Here is a 23,068-nt window from a genome sequence, read left to right on the forward strand (position 1 = left end):
CCTAACTCTTCTCTATAGAAATACCTGCTAAATATGCGGTAGAAAAAGCAATCTGCAGATTGAAACCACCTGTCAAAGCATCAAGATCCAATACCTCGCCTATAAAATAGAGATGGTCAACCAACTTAGACGCCATGGTATTTGGGTTAATTTCCCGAACATCCACACCGCCTTGCGTTATAATTGCTTCATTATATCCTCTTTTCCCATTAATTGATATTGGTAAAGCCTTCAGTGTTTCTAGAAGCTTTAGTCTTTCCTCTTTGGTGATTTGATCCACTTTTTTAGACGGATCAATACCGGACAGCTTAACAACAACAGGGATTAACTTTTTTGGCAGAAGATCTGCCAATGCATTTTCAAAGTTCTTTCTATTATATATCTCAAAATCCTTTAGCAAACGGTTATCCATTTGTTCAATTGATAATTTAGGTTTCAAGTCAATAAAGCCTTGTATGGGATAATGAATATTTTTCAAATAACTGGATCCTGTTAATACCAGTGGCCCTGAAATACCAAAATGCGTAAACAGCATCTCGCCAAAACCGCGATACAATACTTTGTCCTTGGCTTTTAACATAAGTTCGACATTTTTAAGAGAAAGACCTTGTAGGTCTTTGACCCAATCTTCTACAGTATTCAGTGGCACAAGTCCCTGCTCCTGTTTAACAACTTTATGTCCTACAGCCTTGGCAAATTGGTAACCATCACCTGTTGCACCTGTCATCTGATAGGAAACACCACCTGTAGCTACAATAACGTCATCCGCATCCAAGCGTACATCTCCAAGATAGACACCTTTAACAATGCGGTTTTCTATAGCTAGACCTGTCACTTTAGACCTTAAACGAACCGTTACTTTTAATGTTTTCATGGCTTCTTCAAGAACTCTAATAACATCCGACGATTTATCCGATAAAGGAAAGACTCTATTGCCTCGCTCAACTTTTGTCTCTAAACCAATTTCATTAAAAAAGCGCACAGCACTATCACTGTCAAAGGTGTAGAAGCTGCTATATAGGAATTTCGGATTGGTGACCACATGCTTAAGCAAGGCTTCCACATCCACGACATTGGTAAGATTGCATCTTCCTTTACCGGTAATATAAAGCTTTTTACCTAGTTTTTCATTTTGTTCTAATAATATCACGTCATGACCGTTTCTAGCGGCCATGATGGCTGCTACCATACCGGCCGGCCCGCCACCAATAATTATGACTTTTTTCATAAACACACCTATATCTTGTCGGATTTAAGATTTAGATTATAACCAATGTTTAAGTCGTCATCATTGTCATAAACCTGATATTCTGTCCATATTTGTTCAAGACTGCCAAGAGCTTCTACCACGACATCTTTCTTCTTAATACATAACGCAACAATAAGCGCATTAATCAGACTCAGTGGTGCAACAAGAGAATCTACAAATGATGCCATATCACTTCTAGCAATAAGTGAGCAATCTGCAAACTGTATCATAGGTGATAGCAAACTATCAGTAATGGTTATGACACTTGCATTTCTTGTTTTAGCAAATTCCATGGCTTTTAAGGTGCGTTTTGAATATCTTGGAAAACTAATGCCAATCACCACATCGTCATCTCTTAAACGATAGATTTGTTCAAACATCTCACTCACACTGTTGGTATGAATCAATTTTACATTATCAAAAACGAGATTGAAATAAAAACCAAGAAAATTTGCCAATGTCGCACTGCTTCTAACACCAATGATATAGATGGTTTTTGCTTCTAATATCATATCCACTGCCTGATCAAAGACAGCCTCTTCGATTTCCTCAAGTGTATACTTAATCTTATCTGCATCGGATTGCAGTACCGATCTTAAAACATGAGATTGGTCGATACGATCTGTTGTCACTTCCACCCTTTGAATGGAGGTTAGCTTTGTTTTAACCAGTTCCTCCAATGCTCTTTGAAGCTTGGGATAACCATCATAGCCAAGTTCGTTAGCAAAGCGCACGACAGTAGACTCACTTACACCGACGATTTTCCCAAGTCTTGCTGCCGTTAAAAAAACTGCTTTTTCATAATGGTCAATAATATAGTTCGCAAGCAATTTCTGACCTTTACTAAATTTTGAATAATTATTATTAATCCGTTTAACTAAGTCATTTTGTCTATTCATATAATCCCCTTTTCTAGGACATTTCATCTACATACTGTCCGTAAATACCTATTAACTTTCAAATGATCCAAAAACTTTAATATAATTCATTTGTCAAACAAATGAATTATATTAAAGTTTTTCCTTCATTTATTATAGACCATAGCTTTAAGAATTACAATCGTTATTTGTACGATAAGTAGAACAAGGATACTTTGTCACTGACAAAAGAAAGATTCAGCTACCAAAAGGCCAACTGAATCTTTCTTTATTACATAGTATATAAGAATAGTATATAAGAATATTATACAGGATAGACTTTATTTTGTTTATCCGCCACTGTCATATCTACCTTTGTTAATTTTGCATCCCTATGATTAAAATAATCCACAGCGACTTGAGGGAATAAGGCATAGGACAATACATCTTCATCTTGCTTAATGTAAGCACTAGCTTCTTTCCTCAGTTTATCAATCTCGGGTTCAATTAGATCTGCAGGACGACAGGTAATCTGTTGATCCTCACCAATGATTTGTTTTACAATCTCAGGTGATATAGCAACAGGTGTTCGACCATACTCACCCTTGACCAAAGCCTTTGACTCTTTTGTTATCAACTTATACCGCTCTCCACCCAGAACATTTAATACCGCTTGAGTTCCTACAATCTGGCTGGTGGGTGTTACCAAAGGTGGGAATCCAAAATCTGCTCTTACCCTTGGCATTTCTTCTAATACTTCTGCAAAACGGTGTTCAGCATTTTGTTCCTTAAGTTGTGAAACGAGATTTGACAACATACCACCCGGCACTTGATACAAAAGTGTTTTAATATTAACGCCTAACACTTTAGGGTTCATCAAGCCTGAATCAAGGGCTGCCTCGCGCATAGGTCTAAAATATTCTGCAATCTCAGCCAGCAGTTCTTGATCAAATCCGGTATCAAAAGGTGTATTTCTAAAAGCTTCAACCATAACCTCAGTTGCAGGTTGTGCTGTACCAAGGGCAAAAGGTGATATTGCCGTATCTATAACATCACATCCGGCTTCAACAGCTTTCATATATGACATCGATGCTACACCTGAAGTGTAATGAGAATGAATTTGTAAAGGTAAATCGACATTAGCTTTTAGAGCTTTGACCAACTTCTCAGCTTCATAAGGTACCAGTAGTCCGGCCATATCCTTGATACAGATGGATTGTGCTCCCATGGATTCAAGTTCTTTGGCCAAATTTGTAAAATACTCAATAGTATGGACTTTTGATAAAGTATACGCGATGGCCACTTGAGCGTGACCACCTTCTTTATTAGTAGCATCTATTGCAGTTTTTAGATTACGCGTATCATTAAGAGCATCAAATATTCGAACGATATCAATACCGTTGGCAATTGCCTTTTGGACAAAATACTCAACCACATCGTCTGCATAGTTTCTATAGCCCAGTATATTTTGCCCTCTAAGAAGCATCTGTAATTTCGTGTTCTTAAATCCTTTTTTCAGACTTCTAAGTCGCTCCCATGGGTCTTCTTTTAAGAATCTTAGAGATGCATCAAAGGTAGCACCGCCCCAAACTTCCATGGAATGATAGCCAACTTGATCCAACTTCTGAATAATCGGGAGCATATCTTCGGTAGTCATTCGCGTTGCAATTAGAGACTGGTGCGCATCTCTAAAAATTGTATCCGTAATTTTTATGGGTTTCTTTATAATCTCTGCCATATTTACCTCCTTGGTCCATAATTGTTATGATTAGAGCATCTTTTGACCCCAATCTCATTATTAAGCTGTTAAAAACAAGGACAAGAATACACCGGCCGCAACAGCAGAACCGATAACACCTGCCACATTAGGTCCCATGGCATGCATCAGTAGGAAATTACTCTTATCTTCTTCTTGACCGACTTTTTGTACAACCCTAGCTGCCATTGGTACTGCCGAGACGCCCGCTGCACCAATTAAAGGATTGATTTGAGTTTTTGATAACTTGTTCATTAGCTTCGCGAGTAGGACACCTGAAGCTGTACCAAAAGCAAAGGCTATTAACCCTAGTAACAGTATACCAAGGGTTTCAAAATTCAGGAATGCCTCAGCACTGGTTGTTGCACCTACCGTAATACCAAGAAATATGGTTATCATATACATCATTGCATTTGAAGCTACCTCAGCTAGTTTTTCTGTAACACCAGATACCTTTATTAAATTACCAAACATAAGCATTCCAATCAAGGGTGCAGTCGTTGGCAAGATCATAATAACCAATATGGTTACAACAATCGGGAATAGAATCTTCTCTGTATGGGAGACTGGTCTTAGTTGCTTCATTTTTATTTTACGTTCTTCTTTGGTCGTTAATAACCGCATTATCGGTGGTTGTATAATAGGCACAAGTGACATATAAGAATACGCCGCTACCGCTATTGGACCCAGTAAATGAGGCGCAAGCTTAATGGCCGTATATATGGCTGTTGGACCATCAGCACCACCGATGATGGCAATGGCCGCACCTTCTTTCGGTCCAAAAGCAAACAATTCGGGGAAAAATTCACCTAACATCAGAGCTCCAAAAAAAGCTAAGAATATTCCAAATTGCGCTGCCGCTCCGAGTAGAAAGCTTTTTGGGTTGGCTAACAATGGTCCAAAGTCCGTCAAAACACCAACGCCCATGAATATTAATGGAGGAAATATACCAAGTTTATTCCCATAATAAAGATAGTATAACAAACCGCCGGGAATCTCTTTTGCTTGAGACAGAATATACGCAACGGTTTCAGGACCGTCTGATGCGAAGGTTGCTGCCGCTTCTAGTTTTGTACCTGCAAACTCAAACATCGTTCCGTCCGGTAGGGGTATTTGAGTCATGGCGCCATCCATGATAAATGTAATCGGAAGATTAACCAACAACATACCAAAAGAAATCGGTAATAGTAATAAAGGCTCATAGCCCTTTTTTATCGCCAGGTACATAAGTGTTAAGGATACAACAATCATAATCAGATTCTTATAACCCATATCCGAAAAATTATCTATTAACCAGTATAGACCAGAACTGTGGATGAAATTAGCAAAGGCCTCCATAAGTGTTTCCCACATATTCAATGAACCTCCTTGGTCTAGTTAAGGGTTGCAATTAAATCGCCAGCATCTACCGATTGTCCTATAGCAACATGAACAGCAACGATCGTACCTGTAGCTGAAGCAACGATCTCATTTTCCATCTTCATGGCTTCAAGAACCGCAATCACATCGCCTTCTTGTACTTTTTGGTTTTGTGTCACTTTCAAACCTACAATTTTCCCTTGCATCGGTGCTTCAATAGGCGTTCCTTCAGTTGGTGAAGCTGCCAAAGGCGTTGCAGGCTTTTGTGCAGGAGCGGTATTATATTGCACAGGTTGGTTAACAGCCACCGGTACAACACTACCATTTGTTATTTCTTCTACATCTACTTCATAGGTATTACCATTTACAGTTACTTGAAATTTTTTCATAATCGGGCTCCTATCTTCGATTCCATAATGTATTGGTCGGGGAGATTCTTCTAAGAGATCTGACCTGTAGTTGATCCGTTGAAGTTTCTAAACTAGCAGCAATTGCCGCTACGATGACAGCTATTAACTGTTCATCATCTTCTAAAGATGCTTTGGGTGTTGATAACGCTAAGTCACTTGCTGGGCTTACCTTTTCCACTACAGCCTGCTTACCTGATGATTTAAAAAATTTTGAAAAATTGATTCTATCAATGTATTTAAAAAGACTGATTACCAAGGCAATGAGTATAAGGACCAAAAAAACTGTACCAACACCATTGATGGTTCCAACTATGCCTTCTTCTAGCCATTCTGCCATATTTATTCACCACCTTAAACGGATCTATGTTTACGTTCCGGACTGACCATATATTTGGTGTACAGCATTTCAAGTGCTGCAATCAGTCTTTTACGTGTAGCTTCAGGTTCTATGATGTCATCAATATAGCCACGACTGGCTGCTTTATATGGAGACATTTGTTCTTCCTTATATTGTTTGGTTTTTTCTTTAATGACCTCAGATGCCAAAGTTGAAGTTTCAATCTCTTTAGCATACATGATACGTACCGCTGCGTCAGCATCCATAAAAGATACTTGAGCCTTTGGCCATGCGAAGACAAAGTCCGCACCAATGTGTTTACTATTATAAGCTACATAAGCTGAACCGATGGCCCTATTGGTCAACACGCTAACCTTAGGCACTGTCGCCTGAATGAAATTACTCATCATTTTTGCCACATACTTAGACTGGCCTGCTTGTGTTTCCTCTAGGCTGGCAGTGTAGCCTACCACGTCAACTAAGGTCACCAAGGGTATACCAAAAGCATCTAACTTATAAACAAACTCAGCAATTTTTTCACATCCTTGCAAGCTGATTCTTCCATCGCCATCAGTTGCTTGACTTGCGATGAGTCCAACCGTCATATTACCAAGTTTACCAAGGCCTAAGGTAATGTCTTTACCATATTCGCTTTTCAGTTCCATAAAAGTACCTACATCTGCAATGGCGCCTAAAGCTACTCTTCCGTCAAGACCCTTGCTCATATCCGTAATAGAACTCGGAATCAAACGGTTCAAATCATCGCCTGTGCCACCATAAGGTGCTTCTTCCTTGTTATTAGAGGGAAGTAATTCTATTAAGGTTCTTATACTTGCTAATAGTTGTGTTTCATCATCAAGTACCACGTCAATCATACCAGATTCCTTTGCATTAAAAGCAGAACCACTAAGGGTATCATTAGAGGCCTTAGTATGGTCCAAGGTATTGGCACTATTTAGATACAAGGATGTTGCTTCTTTTTTCATAAAGGTAAAGTCAGCCAATGAAGGCAATAAAGCGCCACTACCACCACACGTGCCTACAACAGCCATAATCTGAGGTATAACACCGGATGCCATAGATTGTTTAATAAATATCTGTCCATACCCTTCTAGGGCGTCTGTTCCTTCTTGTAACCGCATACCTGCTGAGTCTAAGAGTCCTACAATAGGAGCACCCGTCTTAATCGCTAAGTCATAAAGCGCTACAATTTTTTTAGCGTGCATTTCCCCAAGCGAACCACCAATTACAGAAACATCCTGACTAAATACATATGTTAAACGACCTTCAATAGTACCATATCCCGTCACAACACCGTCTGCAGGTGCATCTATGGTTGCCATATTGTAGTCTGTTTGTCGTGGTTTAACATAAGCACCAATTTCTACAAAAGATTGTTGATCCAGTAATTGATCAATACGATCTCTTGCAGTACTACGACGGTTAGTGAGTTTTTCCAAATCTTGCTGCATACTCATGCATTAACCTCCAAATATATAGTTGTATTCATTCAAAAGCTTACACTAAACCATTCCTTTGCATTTAACTTCAATGGTTATATTGCATAAGTATTTTAAATAAACACAAGAATTTTGTGTGTATTATACCAAGTTCCAACGACTATTATTGTAACGCAGGCCTAATAAAATAGCAATAGGGTTTGTAATAAATTTAACGATACCTCAAGGTTTCTTCTGTGTTAGAGAAAAATATAAAAAAAAGATGAAAAGAACCATCTTTTAGAGTTGCTTCAGATAGTCGATTTCATCTCGCGTCAATGGACGGTATTGCCCGTATTTAAGACCTGCCATAGTAATTGAACCAATAGCGGTGCGTTCCAAGGCAACAACACTTGAACCTACAACCTCTACCATTCTTCTGATTTGTCGGTTTTTCCCTTCTTGTAAAATGATGGAATAAACTTGATAACGACTTGAATCTTTAATCAATTTAACTTTACAAGGTCTGGTTTTTTCTCCATCTAGGTTGACACCGACACGTAACTTCTTAACGTCGCTTTCTGTTATAGGCGGTTCAATCTTCACTTCATAATGCTTTTCTATATCATGTTTAGGATGGGTTAGTTTATAAGTCAGGTCACCGTCATTGGTCAGAATAATCAAACCACTGGACATATAGTCCAGTCGGCCTACAGGGTACAATCTATGATGGCTTTTAACCATATCTACAACATTGGTCCGATTTTTTTCATCAGAAGCTGTTGAAACGACCCGTACAGGCTTATGAAGTAAGTAATATTCCAAGTTTTCCACTTTTTTCAAATCTTTATTCTTATAGGTGACCACATCTTCTACGGGATTGATTTTTACACCCATTTCTCGGACCACTTGCCCATTCACTTTGATTTCACCATTTGAAATAAGTTTTTCCGCGGCCCTTCTAGATGCAATACCTGCATCAGCTATATATTTTTGCAATCTTATTTCCATTATATTTCACTTTCTGGGAATCTAGGATTCATCTACAATCAAAACCAAATTATCAAGATCAACGACCCTATTTTGTTCCTCTTCTTGCTCTTCTTCCATTTCTACTACTGTATCTGGTTCCTCATCTAGATCGGTCATCTTGCCATCTACCGGCTCTTCTTCAAACCGTATAGGTTGATCCTCATCTGTTGACTCATCCTGTGGCAATGTCAGCTGCATCTCTTGTTCAACTTCTTCTTTCAGATGGCTCAAAGCTTCTGCCCCAAGTTCCGGCAATTCCTTTACTGACTGGAGTCCAAATCCTCTTAAAAAATCTTTCGTTGTGCCAAAAAGTATAGGCTTGCCAGGTACTTCCAGACGACCAACCTCACAGACTAAGTTGTATTCTATAAGCTTATTGACTGCATGATTTGAGTTAACGCCTCTAACAGCCTCAATCTGTGCACGTGTTACCGGCTGTTTGTAAGCTACAATCGACAAAGTCTCTATCAATACATCTGTCAAGATGAATTCTTTTAATTTGAAATTAACTTTCTTAACTTGCTCATAGTAGTCTCTTTTGGTACACATTTGAAAGCTTTCATCAATTTCCAAGAGCATAACACCACGTTCATGCTCATCGTACTTGTCTTTCATATTCAGTAGGACTTGGTATACATCATCAACAGATAGCTCAATGGCCTCTGCTATTTTTCTTGTCGGTACCGCCTCACCCATAGAAAATAATATGGCTTCAATGGCTGCTTCTGTTTTACTAAAATTCATGTTTTTTCCTTCTTACATATTATTTTTATTGAAATCGTATAATCAGGTCATCAAAAACATCTGTCTGAATGACCCTTATACTACCCATCTTCATCAATTCCAAAACAGCTAGAAAAGTAACAATCATTTCTACTTTTGTACTTAGGTTATCCAGTAAATCTGCAAAACTAAGGGAGCTATAGTTTTCTCTTAGATTCAATAATTGTTCAATCTTATCTTGTACAGTAAATTCTTCCTTCTTAATATCCCCAAAACGACTTCTAACTACATCCACCTTATCTTCATTTCTCTTAAGTACCGATTGAAAAACTTGGTATAATTTTCCAAATTCAATAGTCTCAAGTAAAGCGGCGGTATCCGGTGCTTGTGTATAATTTTTCACTTCCTCCGGTAGACTTGCTTCTTTGAAGAGCATCTTATCTGCATGATTATGACGTTCCTTCAAGTCCATGGAAATCATCTTGTATTTACGATATTCCAGAAGCCTTTGAACCAAAACCGCTCTAGGATCTTCAACTTCTTCTTCCTCTTCTTCATATTTGGGAAGTAACATCTTGGATTTAATATTAATCAGAATAGCTGCCATCTCAATAAATTCTGACATAACCTCCATCTGACCTATTTCCATACGACGAATATGATCCAAATACTGCCTGGTCACTACCACAATTGGTATGTCGTATATATTTAATTTGTTTTTATCAATAAGATGCAGTAGAAGATCTAAAGGACCTTCAAAATTATCTAATTTAACTGATAATACCATGGTTGTCTCCTATGTCATCAGGTTGAGTATTGGACTCAATACCTCTCTTGCAATTATTTCTATGATATTAAAAGCAATCATTAATATAAAACCGGCATGTATATAGCGTTGATTTTGAATAAGTTTAAAATAGTTGTTAGGTGAAAAAGCATAGATCATCTTACTCATATCAAGCGGTGGTACGGGAAATAGATTTACTATAAAAATAACCATATTAAATACCACAAGTTTATACGCACCATATATAAGGAACGGGTTTGCTTTTACCTGAATCAAATAATTAAATATAGGTAGCATAAACAACATAAGCATAAGACTGGCTAACTGTCCGGATAACATTAAAGGCAGTAAACATCTTTCCTTATCCTTTAGTCGATTAGGGTTATATTCAATCGGCTTTTGCCACCCAACACCGAAGGTTGAAAAAGCAAAAAGAATCAACCCAATAGGATCAATGAATTTTGTTAATTTAGGTATGGTGATGGTCTTTTTCCTATAGATGGGATGGGTTAGAAAATGAGCAGCAAAAACTTTGGGTAGTTCGTGGGCTACCATTACTATCACACCACATAAGGCATTGATGATTAATCTAATTATGAGTATCGTCATGTTATATCTCCTAAGTCATCGCGTTCAAGATTTTATGAAGCATAAATAATGCTCATAAGCTATTTTACTAATAAATCATAGAAATAGCAAGGGATAAGTCGCCCGTCTGAGTGTTGAGAACAAGGAAAAAAGCCTCATAAGAGGCTTTTTCTTTATTATTTCAATAAACACTTTATCAGATTTGGTTTTTTATAAGCCTCTTTTTGTTGGGTTATGGCGTCTAAAAATCTTGCTTCAGAAGCGACCAGTTTTGCTTCATCATTTGCATAAACTAAAGCGATTGTCTCACCTTTTTCTGCAAAATCACCCAACTTCTTTTTAAAAATATAGCCGACAGATAAATCAATAGGGCTGTCTTTGGTTTCTCGCCCTCCACCTAACATCATGGTTGCATATCCGATTTCTTCTGTCTCAATATGAGCAATATAACCGGAAGCTCTCGCTTTTACCTTTTGAATAATCGGTGCCTTCTCAAAAAGTTGTGGCTGGTCCACATACACTGTATCACCACCTTGAGCTTCTACAAATTCTTTGAACTTCGCAAGCGCAGAACCGGATACTATGGTTTCTTCTAACATGGATCTGGCTTCCTCTTCATCTTCTGTCAACTTTGACAACAGTACCATTTGTGTACCCAGTTGTAAGCACAATTCCATCAAATCCTCAGGGCCGTTACCTTTTAAGGTCTCAATAGCTTCAATAACCTCCAAAGTATTTCCAACTGCAAGGCCTAAAGGTTGGTTCATGTCGGATACGATTGCCACAGTCTCTCGACCATAACCATTTCCAATGTCGACCATAGCTTTGGCAAGCTTAATGGCATCTGCTTCGTCACGCATAAAAGCACCTGACCCGGTTTTAACGTCTAGAACGATAGCATCTGCTCCGGAAGCAATCTTTTTACTCATAATACTACCGGCGATTAAAGAAAAACTATCCACCGTTGCGGTTACATCCCGTAATGCATAAAGTTTTTTGTCAGCAGGCGCAAGGTTGGCTGTTTGTCCGGCTATGGCTATCTTAATGGTATTTACATTATTGATAAACTGTTCTTCAGACATATCCGTGTTAAACCCTGTAAAAGCCTCTAATTTATCGATGGTGCCACCCGTGTGACCAAGGCCTCGACCGGACATCTTTGCTACCGGTATACCAAGCGCCGCTACCATAGGCGCTAGCACCAATGATGTCTTATCACCTACGCCACCTGTACTGTGCTTATCCACCTTGATACCTTCAATCTTAGAAAGGTCCAACATATCGCCACTTTTTGCCATTGCCAGTGTCAATGCTAGCGTTTCCTCCGTGTTCATCCCACGAAAATAGATGGCCATTAACAAGGCCGACATTTGATAGTCGGGTATAGTCCCTTTTGTAAAGCCTTCCACCACATAGTTTATCTCTAAATCTGTCAATATTTCGCCTAATTTTTTCTTTTCAATTACGTCATACATTCTCATAGTCTCATCTCCATTGTCTCCATTATTAGATCTATGGTCATTTCATTTGTTCGAATATGTCCATAGTTAATTATTTGCATCATGTAATGACATTATATCATATCTATTTGACTTTGAAAATAGCGAACCCATGCATAATTGCATAGGTTCGCCCTTTTAATCATTATTTATATACTAGTTATCGCTATACTCAATAACCGGTTTAGATTTTTTAGATGCTACATGGGTGTAACTGTAACCCTTCTTATAGTAGTCATAATAATCATTGCGCTTCATATCTACTTTACTAATCAGAATACCTAGCATATTGGCCTCGATTTTCTTAAAGGCAGCAATGGCTTTATGAACTGTACTTTTCTTGGTTTCATTAGCAGCAATTACCAGAACAACACCATCCACCAATCTATTAAGCACAATTGCATCCGTCACACTTAGTACCGGTGGCGCATCAATCAAGATCATATCATACTTACTTCTTGCCTCAAAGATAATATCTTCAAGTGCTTTTGATCCTAACAATTCTGCCGGTGATGGTGGTAATGGACCTGCTGTTAATACATCTAGTAAAGGGGCTTCTTTAATCTGATGAACGGCATCCTTAAGTATCATTTTTTCAGACAGCATATTGGTAATACCCGGGCTTTGGTTAATACCAAACACGCTATGTACTCTAGCACGACGTAAGTCACATTCCACTAACAATGTTTTTTTACCATCCAATGCAAAACTCGTAGCAATATTGGAAATGCTCGTTGTTTTACCTTCCTCAGAAACAGAAGACGTGAACATGACCACTTTTTTCTCTGTATCCACCTTCATATACTTTAAATTACTTCTAAACATTTTGTAACTTTCGGCAGCCAAGGACTCCGGCTCATTCACGCTAATTAGGTCTTTACTGATCATGATGTCCTCCCTTCACCTTTGAACTTAGGAATAACACCAAGCACAGGTATACCAAATTCCTTTTCAACATTGGATTCATCCTGTATGGTATTGTTCATCGCCATTTTCAACAGGATTATCCCCATCGCTACCATAGCGCCAACCATGGCTGCAATCAAGGCATTCATGACTGCGTTTGGACTAATTGGTGTCGTTGGCGTGATGGCGTAGTCTACAATCTGAATATTTTTTACACCAACAATGATTTCTGCTTTTTCTACTAATACTTGAGAAAAACGATTAACGATTTGGGTTGCTCTTTCCGGAATAGGATCTTCATACGTTATATTCATAAATCTGGATTCCGTTATAATATTAATATTCAGATTATCAACCACTTCATTCCTCGTCGTCTTTAGTTCAAGATCATTGATAACTTCTTCAGTAACCAATCTTGTCTTAATCAACTCTCTGTAGTCAACCACCAATTTACTATCCAGTTGAAAATCGCCCAAACTAATTCCGGTTATGATATCATTTTCCTTACCAATAAACAAAGTGGATTCCGCCTTATAAATAGGTACTACATAGGTCTTTGTTGCATAGTAAGAAGAACCTGCAGCCACAATCATAAAAAGCAAGATTAGCCACCAATTTGATATAATACCTCTTAAAAGCTCAAGCAAATCAAGCTCCTGATACTCTTCATTCATCTTTATTCCCTACTCTCATCATCTTGTACGATCTCTAGTTTAACAAATGCACATATTTATAGTATAGTTCAATCGCTGTACCCAGTTCTGCCTCAGATAAGTTCGCCCTCAAGTAAGCCTTTACTTCTTCTTCTTCTTCAACGGATAGACCACCTTCTGCAATACCAAACAAATAGTTTGTATCTAACTGGTTGTATATCCCAGCGCCGGTACTTAAGTCTGAATCTGATATTTGATCCTTATGTGTGATAATCTTCTGATTCACCCATTGATCCTTGACAACTTGCTCGGTGATGGCTTCCCCATCACTTAATGGAATCAAGGTCACATCCATAATATCAACTTCTTCATCAGGTAATGTAGTTGAAGTATCTTCAGCATGTGACACAGTAACATCTGTAATAGGCTCAAGGGTATCCTCATCCTTTTCAGAAATATCTGGATCTGCATCTATATCATGATCATTTAATTGTTCTATTTCATTAAGTAGATCTTCTAGTTCCTGGGGGTTCTTATCCATATGTTCATCCCACATGGTTTCATAAGTTTCCCGCAGTTTCTGCTCTTGCATCCTTTCAAGTTCTTGCTCAAACTGCTTTTTCAAGTCTTCTACATCAATATCCTGACCCGGTTTCTGATTAGACATGACAAAAGGAATTGAGAAACCAATGATTACGCATAAACCAAGGCCAATTATTATTTTCTTAACCATCACGATTACCCTACTCTCACTTATTCGGTTGCGGTTTCTTCTTCTGAGTCTTCCGCTTCAATAACTACGACGGTTTCAATATGTGTAGCCATTCTATAGAGCATTACAACCGCTTCGGCCCTAGTAGCAAATCTTTTGGCCTTGAAGTTTTTCTTACCATCTTCATCATAGCCCTGAATGATACCAAGTTTGGCAGCAAGTGCTGAACCTTTTTTCGACCAAGCTTCTATAAGATCTTTATCGTCATATTCATTAAGTAAGACATCTATCTCTTCGTCTGTTGGGTCTTCTATTTCTCTAGCTTTTAACACACGACTGATCATTGTCGCCATTTCTTCACGTGTCACCTTTTGATGTGGTTTAAAAACACCATTTCCATAACCTGAAATGATACCGTTTTCAGCCGCCGCTCTTAGATCATCATAGAACCAGTCTGATGGTTTAACATCTTCAAATGTACTCACTTCAGATGTTGGTATGAGCTCTAGCATCCTTGATAGCATAGATGCAAATTCAGCTCTCGTAATAAACCCGGAAGGATCAAATTTGGTTTCTGACTTACCTTTTACAATGCCATAACCAAACAAAGTTTCTATGGCTTCTTTCGCCCATTCAAATCCGAAGGTATCTAGGAATGTTGGGACAGCTAAAGCAATATCTTCGTCCGTCAAATCTACAAATGGAGGAGGATTACCGCCACCGCCACCGCCGCCTGCTCCACCGCCAGGTCCACCGGTTGAGGCAAGACGCACAAAACCAAAACGATTGAAATATCTATAGAGTTGGGTTCGATCATTTGGTGAAGCTGTGTTATAAAAGTCTACAAAGTCCTGTAAACCGTCTAATACAGTTTCAGAATGATCAATATCATCATTTAATTTTGAATTGGCTATGGTGATAATTTTTTGAGCCTCTACACGATCCAGTGTGAAGCTTGAATTTGGTGTTTGCGCTACTAAAAAAGGAACGGAAATACCAAGGGAATTTAATAGAATTGCATCATTTAATAAATCAAACAGTTTATCCATTCTAGCAAAACCCGCATCTAGTGCTGCTATATCAGCGCCTGCAGCTTCAAGTGCTGCTCTAAATTCACTTTCTCTAGCTTCAATGGAAGCTCTAAAAGCGTCTTTATCTGCAGGTCTGTTTGGATTAGAACTAAGACCTAAGTATTCCTCAAGTTTTTTCTCACCATATGTTTCTGTCATGATGTAATCAACAAAAGCTTCCATAGCGTCCAACGTAACACCGAAGGATTCCAATCGATCTTGTTGTCCACTTGTCAAGCCATTAAATGCTTTTTCATAAGCCTCTAACATATCTTCTTTTTCGTCCACCTTGCGAATGACCGCAATCAGGTCAACAAATTGATCCTTGTGTTCCAGGTCAAAAACATGGTCTACAAATGCAGTCACCAAATCCGGTTCAGTAACTTCTGCACCAAAAACCTGCACACCAAATAAATTAAGTAACATGGTGAATGCCATTAATGTCGCTAATATCCTCTTCATTTTTATACTTCCTTCCATCCTCGTCATGTTTAATGAATATGTTCCCCTTATTATGCTGAATCTCTATATTTACCTCAGCATAATTCTTATTTCATTACATTATACTAGAATTACTATGTTAATACAATGTATTTAAAGCAGTTCAGTAATATTTATTCATATTTTGTACATATTTATTTCATATAAACGTTCATAGTTTAACTTGCTAAAATAGACTCTCAAAATATTTAATTCGATCATAGAGCTTTTGATTGATGGGTGTCTTTATTTGATGTTTTTTTCCAAGTGATATGACCGTACCGGCAAACAATTCGACCTCACTTGTTCGCCTTGCTTCCATATCTTGACGTGTTGATGGTCGCCCCTTAGGGTTCAGTCTATCTAAGATTTTTAACCAGTAGATTAAATCCTTCTCAGTCAGATGAACACCTTCTTTTTGAGCTATGGACATGACCTCTCTCATGGCAGCAATCATCATATCTCTTTCCGGACCATCCCTTTGAATCATCGAAAAATCACCTTCATAGTAAGCAATGGTTTGGTTTACACCTACATTGGTCATGAACTTACCCCACATACGGTGCTTCATATTTTTCTCAACTTCATAAGGCAATGCTACAGATTCAAAGAATTTTGCCACTTCTATGGTTTTCTCTGATAGATGACCGACTTCAATATCTCCAAAACAAAGAATCCCTTTATTTGTGTATGTTAATGCATTACCGATTTTTAGAGCATCCATGCCTTGTGCCACACAATATAACATCTTTTCCATACCATAGTATTCACCAATTTCTCTTTCACTGGTGATGCCATTAAGTGTTGACAAAAAGATGGTATGTTCACCAATCTGATGCTTGACAGCTTTGATTGCATCATCTAAGTCCTTGTGTTTGAACGCAAAAATAACAAGATCTGATGGCGCACAAGGTGTCTCAGGTGTCACATAATTAAAGTCCACTAATGCTTGATTACAGTAGATCTTATCTTTTTGGTAACGTTCTATTCTATGAGCGTCTGCTATGATTCTAAGATCTTCTTTTGGTATTTTCTGTGTTAAATGATGACCATAGAGAACACCTAATGCACCAAGGCCGATAATAGAAACCGTTTTAATAGCCATTCTTAATCTCCTTTAATTTGGTTATTCTTTTTTAGCATATTTTTTAGCATAGTGGCTCTTACAAACATGCCAAGTTTAATCAACATCAACATCAGTAGACAGATAATGGTACCAACAGTAGCACCAAAACCATCTAGAACGACATCACTAAGAGACGATGTTCTTCCAATAAAGCTCTGACGAAATTCATCCATAACGGCAACTAAAGTCGGTATACTTACACCCAAAATAAAGGCAAGATGGTAACGTTTATGATAATAATATGACAGTAAACAAACCATAAACCCTAATACAAGATAGATGCCTACATGAGCACTTTTCCTTATGAGTGCATTCGAAGTTTCATAGCGTCCTTGTAATACTACTTGCTTAAAAAAATATACAGCTTTCTCGTAGATCACACTATCGGTAAAATCAAGATGGTCATCTAGCATATAAAATACATCTACAGCACCTTTTGATTGCCTATTGGATGCACTTGGTGGTTGAGATGAGAAATAAAATATCAACCCAATCCACCCCACAACCACACCTGTAAATATGAATATTAAGAAAAAGCGTTTGTTATTTTTAAATAGATGGTGGTTTGAATTTTTGTCCATGTTACACCTCTTTTAATCAGTTTTGTTACCTTAATCTTAATTAGATTTTACAGCAATATATAGGATAACATATTGGTCAACACAGACGTGATTATCGCAATCAATAGCCCACCAAGAATGTCTGATGGATAGTGTACGCCTACCATAATCCTAGATAGACCCGTGAGTGAAGCCAAAATGACACCAATACTACCCCAAAAAGGATGGAGCCACATCATGGCAAATGCAATGGCAAAAGCGGACGTCCCATGTTTGCTTGGAAAAGAAGTACCTTTTTCATGAACAATCAAAGGTTTAATATCATAGGTCTCAAAAGGTCTTTTTCTCTTAAAAAATCGCCGGATGACGATAACGGAAAGTAAAGACAATGCCGGTCCAATAATAAATGGTAATAGGTCGGGATTTCTTGTCGCTATCAAATGGGCGATACATATACCATAAAAAACTAAAAAAATAACAGATGAATAGACCGCAATAAACTTCACAAGAAACCCAATCTTTTTATTTTGTGTGTGTTTTATAAGTGAAAAGAATAACTTTTCATCCAACAATCTCATATTTTACTCCCGTAAAGTCAATTTATTGTACATGTATTGAACGCCATATTAAGGATGTGTCATGAACGCATCAAATTAAAGCAAAGTCTGAAAATCAGACTTTGCCGGAGTGCAGACAAAAAATCCTCTAAGCCTCTGCCATCTTAATCAGTTCTTCTTTTAAGAGTTTGTTCAATAGCTCCAATAAATCAACTTCACATGTCAATCTATCAACTTCGTATTCTTTCATTAATAAGACAATAAGTTCATCCACTGTCATAGGTTGTTCAATGAGTTCCCAAACACGGGTACCAATGAAATCCAAAGTGTAATATTTACCTTTTTCTTCACTCATCATTCCGAGTTCTCCATCAATGATGGTGGTAGAAATATCTTCGCGTCTAATAATCCTATCCTTTAATTCCAGTTTTTTACTAGCCATCCTACTTCCTCCCAATATATGAATTATTTACTATTATAACGCTTCTTTTCTATATTATGTACCCGTTTTATTAAGTTCATTAATAATTAATTCCATTTGACGTTGTAATGTGAAGCCATCTTGAGGTCGATTCAGTCTAAAAACCCTTAACACTTTGGATAATTCCGTACCATACTTAAAATGCTCTTGGGCTAAGCCCATCGTGCCAATCATCTCTACATTATAAGTATTTGCTATGATGCATCTTAGCTTCTCGCCACCAAATAGCTCACGAACAGTAACTTCTTCGCCATCATGCGTCATGATTTCAAATAAGGCTATAAGTGGTACCGCCTCTTTCTGAAATTCAGTATCTAATGGAATAATGTATTTATCTTCACCCGGTATTTTCTCAAGTCCAACTGTTACCACTTTTAAATGCTTAGCTGTGTCAACGGTTATTTTTTGTAAAGGAAAACCATAGTGTGCTTTTAAGCCCTCATGCCAATAATCATTAAGTGCAATCAAATCATCCGCAATGAGTTTATAACCTGCTAGCCTAAAAGCAATTGCAAGTGATGATTTACCAACACCGGATGCGCCTGACAAAACTATGGACTTACCATCGATCTCAATACAACTCCCATGCATGGGGAACCGACCCCGTTGCATAAGGATGACTGGCAGTAAAAAACCATACAAGTACATTTTTATCGACATATAATCAGCACTGTCATAGGGATCATAAATGATTTCTTTTCCTTCTATTGCATAAAAACTACCTACATTCTCTATTCTTGTTAGAAATTCGTTTTCCTTTACTTGAAAGTACGCACAACTTTGAGTCGTTCCAATAAGAAAATTCGGGACCTTCCCTTTTGAAATGGTTAAATCAGCCTTGCCACTTTCTCGAATCAATTCATCAAGAAGAAGTTCAGTCGATATATGTAATCCATAAACCGAATAGTGATTTATTTTTTTTTTCGAATGGTGTGTTATCGTCATATATCTCTATTCCTTCCTATACCTATATAGCAAATCATAACACAAAGTATAAATTTATAAAATCTTTTTATAAATAGATTCTATATTCAATAAAAAGCATTAACCTAGGTTAATGCTTTTTATGTTGATTATTCTCAACTTTATTATTCTTTTAGCTTCTTTGTCTTCTTCTTCTAGTAAATCCACTTGGGCAAAGTAAAAGTCTTTCTGTTAATGCTACTTCTAACTCAACTACTTCTGGTTTTTTCCATTCTTTTTTCATATTAGCACCTCCTTCATCACTTGTTGATATTACTGCTTCTCTATTTGTTTTGCTTTTTTATGTATAAACCTAAACCGGATACACTTGTTCCTAGAAGCATCAATAATCCGATTGGCGTTCCTGATGTTTCCGGTAAAGCCTGAGGTATCACGACAACTTCATCTAATATAATCTCTTCAGGGGTTGGTACCGCTTCAGGGATTTCTACGATTTCGTCTGGTAACTCAATTTCGTCTGGTTCTGGTTCCGGATCTGGTTCTGGATCTGGATCTGGATCTGGATCTGGATCACGATCTCTATTTCTTCTTGTATAACTGAAGTCTCTATAGGTAGTAATCTCTTCATCATCTGCAAAAACCAAATCTTGTGACTCTATTATGACTTCTTCGAAAGCTTCATCTTCAGTGGCTGTTGTGAAAGTTCTTTCTGAATCATCAGATACTCTTGCTGCAATATCACCTTCATCTTCGCCTTCGTCTCCATTACCTTCTTCTTCGGTGCCTTCGTCTCCGTTACCTTCTTCTTCGGTGCCTTCGTCTCCGTTACCTTCTTCTCCGGTACTTTCGTCTCCAGTGCCTTCGTCTCCGGTGCCTTCGTCTCCGCTACCTTCTTCTTCATTGCTTTCGTCTTCGTTGACTTCTTCTTCTTCTTCTTCTTCAACTTCTATAGGTACCAATTCAGTAATTGAACCTGTCATTTCATACGCTTCAATCAATACACCCTCTAATGAAATTCTAAAATTTTCATTAGCCGGTAATTCGCTTTCACTAACTGTTAGAACAACCGATACCGAAAGATCTGCATTTGTAGTAAAATCTTCTGTTAATATAGTTTTGTTATAGGTCAACGCAACATCTAAATCTTCAGTATCAACTTTTGTTCCGTCTGATAATTGAATATAATAATCAAAATTCAATGTCACAACACCGCCGGAACGGCCATAGCTTGGACTGGTTATTATTGCTTCATACTCATCTGGTGACTCTAATGGATTGAGATCTTTGAAATAATTATAAAGCGTTGTAATATCAGGGTCTGCTACAGGTGAATACATCGGTGTTCCATTTGTATAAAACCATACTGCGTATTGAGTTGCTGTAATTAATACACCTTCACTTAATGGATTATCTAGTACCACACCTGCCTCATCAAGATCGTCTTGAATCTCCGACAAACTAAGGTATGGATATGAGTGACCTAGAATAGCTCTAACTTTCTGTTCATTGTTACTATTGCCAAGTGCTGTAATTCTGTCATATACAGCATCTTCCATGATGAAAGTTTCATAGTCTAAGCAATATGCTTGTAATAATTTACCGGAACTTGTTGCAAAAAGATTAAACACAAAAGCATCATACGTGTCATCGCCTTGCTCATAACCATTTGGTTCTTGATTCCATTTGTAATCGGCTCCGAAAGCACTGGTAGAAATTAATAGAGACATAATTAAGATACTCGATATGACCAGACTCACTTTTTTCTTTAATTTATAATTTTTCATAATCTTCTTCTCCTCTACAATAGTCGGATAACGTTATATAGCTACTATTGCCCTTTAAAATAAAGTAATACTAGAATCACGGATTCAATTGCCCTCACAACCTACTAAGATATATGATTGTTTAACTTATTTACTCAATTTTCCGTATGTGGTGCAGTTGAGTTTAATAATTGAAAACAAAAAAAGCTGCTTAATATTTTAAGCAGCCGAACTATCATAGTATATACCTTAGATTCTAGCTTTGCGCCCTTCTTTTTCAAGAAGTTTGCCAACATATGTAATTTATTTGAAACTGATTCCTATTACTCATTATATCACTTTTGTACTATATGTCAATCCTTCCGGTAAGAATTCAAAAAATTATTTTATATAAATATAGATGTCAGACTATACTAATCATTACCCTTAATATTTTTTATCTTTTTTCTTGATTTTCGACTTTGTCACCACCACACCTAAGAGTTTTGCATGAACCACAGCCAACATTTCTCGTGTCTTTACAAGGTGATCTTTGTGACTCTCGTCTAAGGCAGCAACTAATATAACACCATCCACACTCTTTGATAGGACTGTTCCATCTGAATATTTCATAATGGGAGGAACATCGATTAGAACCAAATCATACATCGTTTTCATTTCTTCCATCAACATGATAAATTCCGGTCTTGCAAAAAGTTCCAAGTTCGCAACCGGAGATGTTCCCGCTGTTAAAACACTAAGGCCTTTTATAGCAACGATATCATGAACACATTCTTTTAATTGCTTCTTTTCAAAAATCATATTCGTAAGTCCCGGCATTCTAGGAACTTCAAATAGGTCATAAAGCTTAGGGTGCCTAAAATCCCCTTCAACCAATAGCACTTTCATGTCTGACTGAGCCAAAGACACTGATAAGTTTGTGATGACCGCCGTCTTATCATCATCATCATGCGCACTTGCAAACATTATGATTCTTTTTCCTTCACTGGTATTAAAATGACTCAAAATAGATCGCAAAATCTTATAAGACTCAGATATATATGATTCAGGCTCATTAACAGTGATTATATGTTCTCTTTTCATCAGCGCCCCACCTCCATTTTATAGCCAGGTATCTCGGACAATACGGGTAATCCTAAAAGTTCTTCAATTTCTCTTGCATCTTGCAAACGTTTTTTAGAGGAAAATAATCTAATAATTATAAAAACCATACCAAACAATATTCCTAAGAAACCACCCACAACTATATACATGACATCTGAAGGACCAACTGGATATTCCGGTACAAGTGCTTCATCGATTATCTGAATATTCTCAAGTCCAACAATACCTGTAATTGCTATAGAGAGTTGTTCTGAAAAAGTATTTGCCACCTCAGCTGCAATCTCCGGATCAGGATCCGTATAACCAATGACGAACAAACGCGTCGTACCAACATTCTCAATCATCATGTTACTTCTTAAAACATCAATAGGTAAATCTAATCTAGTGGCTTCTATGACATTCTCAGCTACCCGTCTGGTTCTTAATATCTCTTTATAATCATTTATTAACTGTTGTGATACTTCAAAATCTTGCATTGTCATTCTTGTATTTTCATCTTCTGCCGGTTCATCCCCTATAAAAAGGGTTGTATGTGCTTCATATACAGGAACTGTAAAACTCATTACAAATAAATAAGACAACAATGCCCCTGCTAGAGCAAAAGCCAATAATTGCCACCATCTTTTGACACATGTATTCAGAAATTCCATAAAACTAATCTCTAAGTGATTTTTCATAAATGTCTCCTTTTATAAC

General features: G+C 37.5%; 24 protein-coding genes and 1 riboswitch. All 24 genes read right to left on the bottom strand.

Features of this window, described 5'->3' with window-relative positions; all coding sequences use genetic code 11:
- Position 1: 1 nt before the first annotated feature.
- The 24 genes from PATL70BA_RS01375 to PATL70BA_RS01490 all read right to left on the bottom strand — a co-directional run bounded on the left by PATL70BA_RS01375 (position 2) and on the right by PATL70BA_RS01490 (position 23,049).
- The gene (locus PATL70BA_RS01375; protein ID WP_125135690.1) at positions 2-1,228 is read right to left on the bottom strand and encodes a BaiN/RdsA family NAD(P)/FAD-dependent oxidoreductase; all 1,227 of its coding nucleotides are present in this window, start codon (positions 1,226-1,228) and stop codon (positions 2-4) included.
- Between the two features lie 8 nt (positions 1,229-1,236).
- On the bottom strand, positions 1,237-2,148 hold the full coding sequence (locus PATL70BA_RS01380; protein ID WP_125135691.1) for a MurR/RpiR family transcriptional regulator: 912 nt from the start codon (positions 2,146-2,148) through the stop codon (positions 1,237-1,239).
- Positions 2,149-2,431: 283 nt separating this feature from the next.
- Positions 2,432-3,844, bottom strand: coding sequence for an oxaloacetate decarboxylase subunit alpha (locus tag PATL70BA_RS01385; protein ID WP_125135692.1), 1,413 nt, complete (start codon positions 3,842-3,844; stop codon positions 2,432-2,434).
- 60 nt (positions 3,845-3,904) lie between these two features.
- A complete protein-coding gene (locus PATL70BA_RS01390; RefSeq protein ID WP_172596304.1) occupies positions 3,905-5,200 on the bottom strand; it encodes a sodium ion-translocating decarboxylase subunit beta in 1,296 nt (431 codons plus the stop codon).
- A gap of 35 nt (positions 5,201-5,235) precedes the next feature.
- Positions 5,236-5,610, bottom strand: a complete 375-nt coding sequence (locus PATL70BA_RS01395) for a biotin/lipoyl-containing protein (protein ID WP_125135693.1) — start codon at positions 5,608-5,610, stop codon at positions 5,236-5,238.
- A gap of 10 nt (positions 5,611-5,620) precedes the next feature.
- On the bottom strand, positions 5,621-5,968 hold the full coding sequence (locus PATL70BA_RS01400; protein WP_125135694.1) for an OadG family protein: 348 nt from the start codon (positions 5,966-5,968) through the stop codon (positions 5,621-5,623).
- Positions 5,969-5,982: 14 nt separating this feature from the next.
- A complete protein-coding gene (locus PATL70BA_RS01405) occupies positions 5,983-7,446 on the bottom strand; it encodes an acyl-CoA carboxylase subunit beta (protein ID WP_243115944.1) in 1,464 nt (487 codons plus the stop codon).
- Positions 7,447-7,707: 261 nt separating this feature from the next.
- Positions 7,708-8,418, bottom strand: a complete 711-nt coding sequence (locus PATL70BA_RS01410) for a pseudouridine synthase (RefSeq protein WP_125135695.1) — start codon at positions 8,416-8,418, stop codon at positions 7,708-7,710.
- Positions 8,419-8,439: 21 nt separating this feature from the next.
- The gene (scpB, locus tag PATL70BA_RS01415; protein WP_125135696.1) at positions 8,440-9,183 is read right to left on the bottom strand and encodes an SMC-Scp complex subunit ScpB; all 744 of its coding nucleotides are present in this window, start codon (positions 9,181-9,183) and stop codon (positions 8,440-8,442) included.
- A gap of 25 nt (positions 9,184-9,208) precedes the next feature.
- Positions 9,209-9,949, bottom strand: coding sequence for a segregation and condensation protein A (locus PATL70BA_RS01420; RefSeq protein ID WP_125135697.1), 741 nt, complete (start codon positions 9,947-9,949; stop codon positions 9,209-9,211).
- A gap of 9 nt (positions 9,950-9,958) precedes the next feature.
- Positions 9,959-10,558 (bottom strand): zinc metalloprotease, encoded by a 600-nt coding sequence (locus PATL70BA_RS01425; protein WP_125135698.1) that lies wholly within the window; start codon positions 10,556-10,558, stop codon positions 9,959-9,961.
- Positions 10,559-10,713: 155 nt separating this feature from the next.
- Entirely contained in the window at positions 10,714-12,018 is a 1,305-nt protein-coding gene (locus PATL70BA_RS01430; RefSeq protein ID WP_125135699.1) for a pyrimidine-nucleoside phosphorylase, read from the bottom strand.
- A gap of 174 nt (positions 12,019-12,192) precedes the next feature.
- Positions 12,193-12,924 (bottom strand): CpsD/CapB family tyrosine-protein kinase, encoded by a 732-nt coding sequence (locus tag PATL70BA_RS01435; RefSeq protein ID WP_125135700.1) that lies wholly within the window; start codon positions 12,922-12,924, stop codon positions 12,193-12,195.
- Positions 12,921-13,616 (bottom strand): YveK family protein, encoded by a 696-nt coding sequence (locus PATL70BA_RS01440; protein WP_125135701.1) that lies wholly within the window; start codon positions 13,614-13,616, stop codon positions 12,921-12,923. The genes PATL70BA_RS01435 and PATL70BA_RS01440 overlap by 4 nt, the downstream gene beginning before the upstream one ends.
- Positions 13,617-13,650: 34 nt before the next feature.
- The gene (locus PATL70BA_RS01445; protein ID WP_125135702.1) at positions 13,651-14,328 is read right to left on the bottom strand and encodes a hypothetical protein; all 678 of its coding nucleotides are present in this window, start codon (positions 14,326-14,328) and stop codon (positions 13,651-13,653) included.
- Positions 14,329-14,348: 20 nt separating this feature from the next.
- Positions 14,349-15,839: an S-layer homology domain-containing protein gene (locus tag PATL70BA_RS01450; RefSeq protein ID WP_172596053.1), complete on the bottom strand. Its 1,491-nt coding sequence runs from the start codon at positions 15,837-15,839 to the stop codon at positions 14,349-14,351.
- Between the two features lie 205 nt (positions 15,840-16,044).
- On the bottom strand, positions 16,045-16,962 hold the full coding sequence (locus tag PATL70BA_RS01455) for a ketopantoate reductase family protein (RefSeq protein ID WP_125135704.1): 918 nt from the start codon (positions 16,960-16,962) through the stop codon (positions 16,045-16,047).
- Positions 16,963-16,964: 2 nt separating this feature from the next.
- On the bottom strand, positions 16,965-17,564 hold the full coding sequence (locus PATL70BA_RS01460; protein ID WP_125135705.1) for a VanZ family protein: 600 nt from the start codon (positions 17,562-17,564) through the stop codon (positions 16,965-16,967).
- A 47-nt stretch (positions 17,565-17,611) separates the two neighbouring features.
- Positions 17,612-18,121, bottom strand: a complete 510-nt coding sequence (locus tag PATL70BA_RS01465) for a phosphatase PAP2 family protein (RefSeq protein WP_125135706.1) — start codon at positions 18,119-18,121, stop codon at positions 17,612-17,614.
- A 127-nt stretch (positions 18,122-18,248) separates the two neighbouring features.
- Positions 18,249-18,542 (bottom strand): PqqD family peptide modification chaperone, encoded by a 294-nt coding sequence (locus tag PATL70BA_RS01470; protein ID WP_125135707.1) that lies wholly within the window; start codon positions 18,540-18,542, stop codon positions 18,249-18,251.
- A 54-nt stretch (positions 18,543-18,596) separates the two neighbouring features.
- Positions 18,597-19,526, bottom strand: coding sequence for a hypothetical protein (locus PATL70BA_RS01475; protein WP_125135708.1), 930 nt, complete (start codon positions 19,524-19,526; stop codon positions 18,597-18,599).
- Positions 19,527-19,828: 302 nt separating this feature from the next.
- Positions 19,829-21,289, bottom strand: a complete 1,461-nt coding sequence (locus PATL70BA_RS16685) for a thioester domain-containing protein (RefSeq protein ID WP_125135709.1) — start codon at positions 21,287-21,289, stop codon at positions 19,829-19,831.
- A gap of 198 nt (positions 21,290-21,487) precedes the next feature.
- Positions 21,488-21,569: riboswitch (cyclic di-GMP riboswitch) on the bottom strand.
- Positions 21,570-21,694: 125 nt separating this feature from the next.
- Positions 21,695-22,351, bottom strand: coding sequence for a CpsD/CapB family tyrosine-protein kinase (locus tag PATL70BA_RS01485; RefSeq protein WP_125135710.1), 657 nt, complete (start codon positions 22,349-22,351; stop codon positions 21,695-21,697).
- Positions 22,351-23,049, bottom strand: a complete 699-nt coding sequence (locus PATL70BA_RS01490) for a YveK family protein (RefSeq protein WP_125135711.1) — start codon at positions 23,047-23,049, stop codon at positions 22,351-22,353. Before PATL70BA_RS01490 ends, PATL70BA_RS01485 begins: the two co-directional genes overlap by 1 nt.
- Positions 23,050-23,068: the final 19 nt, after the last annotated feature.

This window comes from Petrocella atlantisensis (assembly GCF_900538275.1).
GTDB lineage: Bacteria > Bacillota > Clostridia > Lachnospirales > Vallitaleaceae > Petrocella > Petrocella atlantisensis.

Bases quoted from the DNA above. Each gene is read 5' to 3' on its own strand.
- PATL70BA_RS01375 (WP_125135690.1), bottom strand. From the start codon at position 1,228: ATGAAAAAAGTCATAATTATTGGTGGCGGGCCGGCCGGTATGGTAGCA.
- PATL70BA_RS01380 (WP_125135691.1), bottom strand. From the start codon at position 2,148: ATGAATAGACAAAATGACTTAGTTAAACGGATTAATAATAATTATTCA.
- PATL70BA_RS01385 (WP_125135692.1), bottom strand. From the start codon at position 3,844: ATGGCAGAGATTATAAAGAAACCCATAAAAATTACGGATACAATTTTT.
- PATL70BA_RS01390 (WP_172596304.1), bottom strand. From the start codon at position 5,200: ATGGAGGCCTTTGCTAATTTCATCCACAGTTCTGGTCTATACTGGTTA.
- PATL70BA_RS01395 (WP_125135693.1), bottom strand. From the start codon at position 5,610: ATGAAAAAATTTCAAGTAACTGTAAATGGTAATACCTATGAAGTAGAT.
- PATL70BA_RS01400 (WP_125135694.1), bottom strand. From the start codon at position 5,968: ATGGCAGAATGGCTAGAAGAAGGCATAGTTGGAACCATCAATGGTGTT.
- PATL70BA_RS01405 (WP_243115944.1), bottom strand. From the start codon at position 7,446: ATGAGTATGCAGCAAGATTTGGAAAAACTCACTAACCGTCGTAGTACT.
- PATL70BA_RS01410 (WP_125135695.1), bottom strand. From the start codon at position 8,418: ATGGAAATAAGATTGCAAAAATATATAGCTGATGCAGGTATTGCATCT.
- scpB (WP_125135696.1), bottom strand. From the start codon at position 9,183: ATGAATTTTAGTAAAACAGAAGCAGCCATTGAAGCCATATTATTTTCT.
- PATL70BA_RS01420 (WP_125135697.1), bottom strand. From the start codon at position 9,949: ATGGTATTATCAGTTAAATTAGATAATTTTGAAGGTCCTTTAGATCTT.
- PATL70BA_RS01425 (WP_125135698.1), bottom strand. From the start codon at position 10,558: ATGACGATACTCATAATTAGATTAATCATCAATGCCTTATGTGGTGTG.
- PATL70BA_RS01430 (WP_125135699.1), bottom strand. From the start codon at position 12,018: ATGAGAATGTATGACGTAATTGAAAAGAAAAAATTAGGCGAAATATTG.
- PATL70BA_RS01435 (WP_125135700.1), bottom strand. From the start codon at position 12,924: ATGATCAGTAAAGACCTAATTAGCGTGAATGAGCCGGAGTCCTTGGCT.
- PATL70BA_RS01440 (WP_125135701.1), bottom strand. From the start codon at position 13,616: ATGAATGAAGAGTATCAGGAGCTTGATTTGCTTGAGCTTTTAAGAGGT.
- PATL70BA_RS01445 (WP_125135702.1), bottom strand. From the start codon at position 14,328: ATGGTTAAGAAAATAATAATTGGCCTTGGTTTATGCGTAATCATTGGT.
- PATL70BA_RS01450 (WP_172596053.1), bottom strand. From the start codon at position 15,839: ATGAAGAGGATATTAGCGACATTAATGGCATTCACCATGTTACTTAAT.
- PATL70BA_RS01455 (WP_125135704.1), bottom strand. From the start codon at position 16,962: ATGGCTATTAAAACGGTTTCTATTATCGGCCTTGGTGCATTAGGTGTT.
- PATL70BA_RS01460 (WP_125135705.1), bottom strand. From the start codon at position 17,564: ATGGACAAAAATTCAAACCACCATCTATTTAAAAATAACAAACGCTTT.
- PATL70BA_RS01465 (WP_125135706.1), bottom strand. From the start codon at position 18,121: ATGAGATTGTTGGATGAAAAGTTATTCTTTTCACTTATAAAACACACA.
- PATL70BA_RS01470 (WP_125135707.1), bottom strand. From the start codon at position 18,542: ATGGCTAGTAAAAAACTGGAATTAAAGGATAGGATTATTAGACGCGAA.
- PATL70BA_RS01475 (WP_125135708.1), bottom strand. From the start codon at position 19,526: ATGACGATAACACACCATTCGAAAAAAAAAATAAATCACTATTCGGTT.
- PATL70BA_RS16685 (WP_125135709.1), bottom strand. From the start codon at position 21,289: ATGAAAAATTATAAATTAAAGAAAAAAGTGAGTCTGGTCATATCGAGT.
- PATL70BA_RS01485 (WP_125135710.1), bottom strand. From the start codon at position 22,351: ATGAAAAGAGAACATATAATCACTGTTAATGAGCCTGAATCATATATA.
- PATL70BA_RS01490 (WP_125135711.1), bottom strand. From the start codon at position 23,049: ATGAAAAATCACTTAGAGATTAGTTTTATGGAATTTCTGAATACATGT.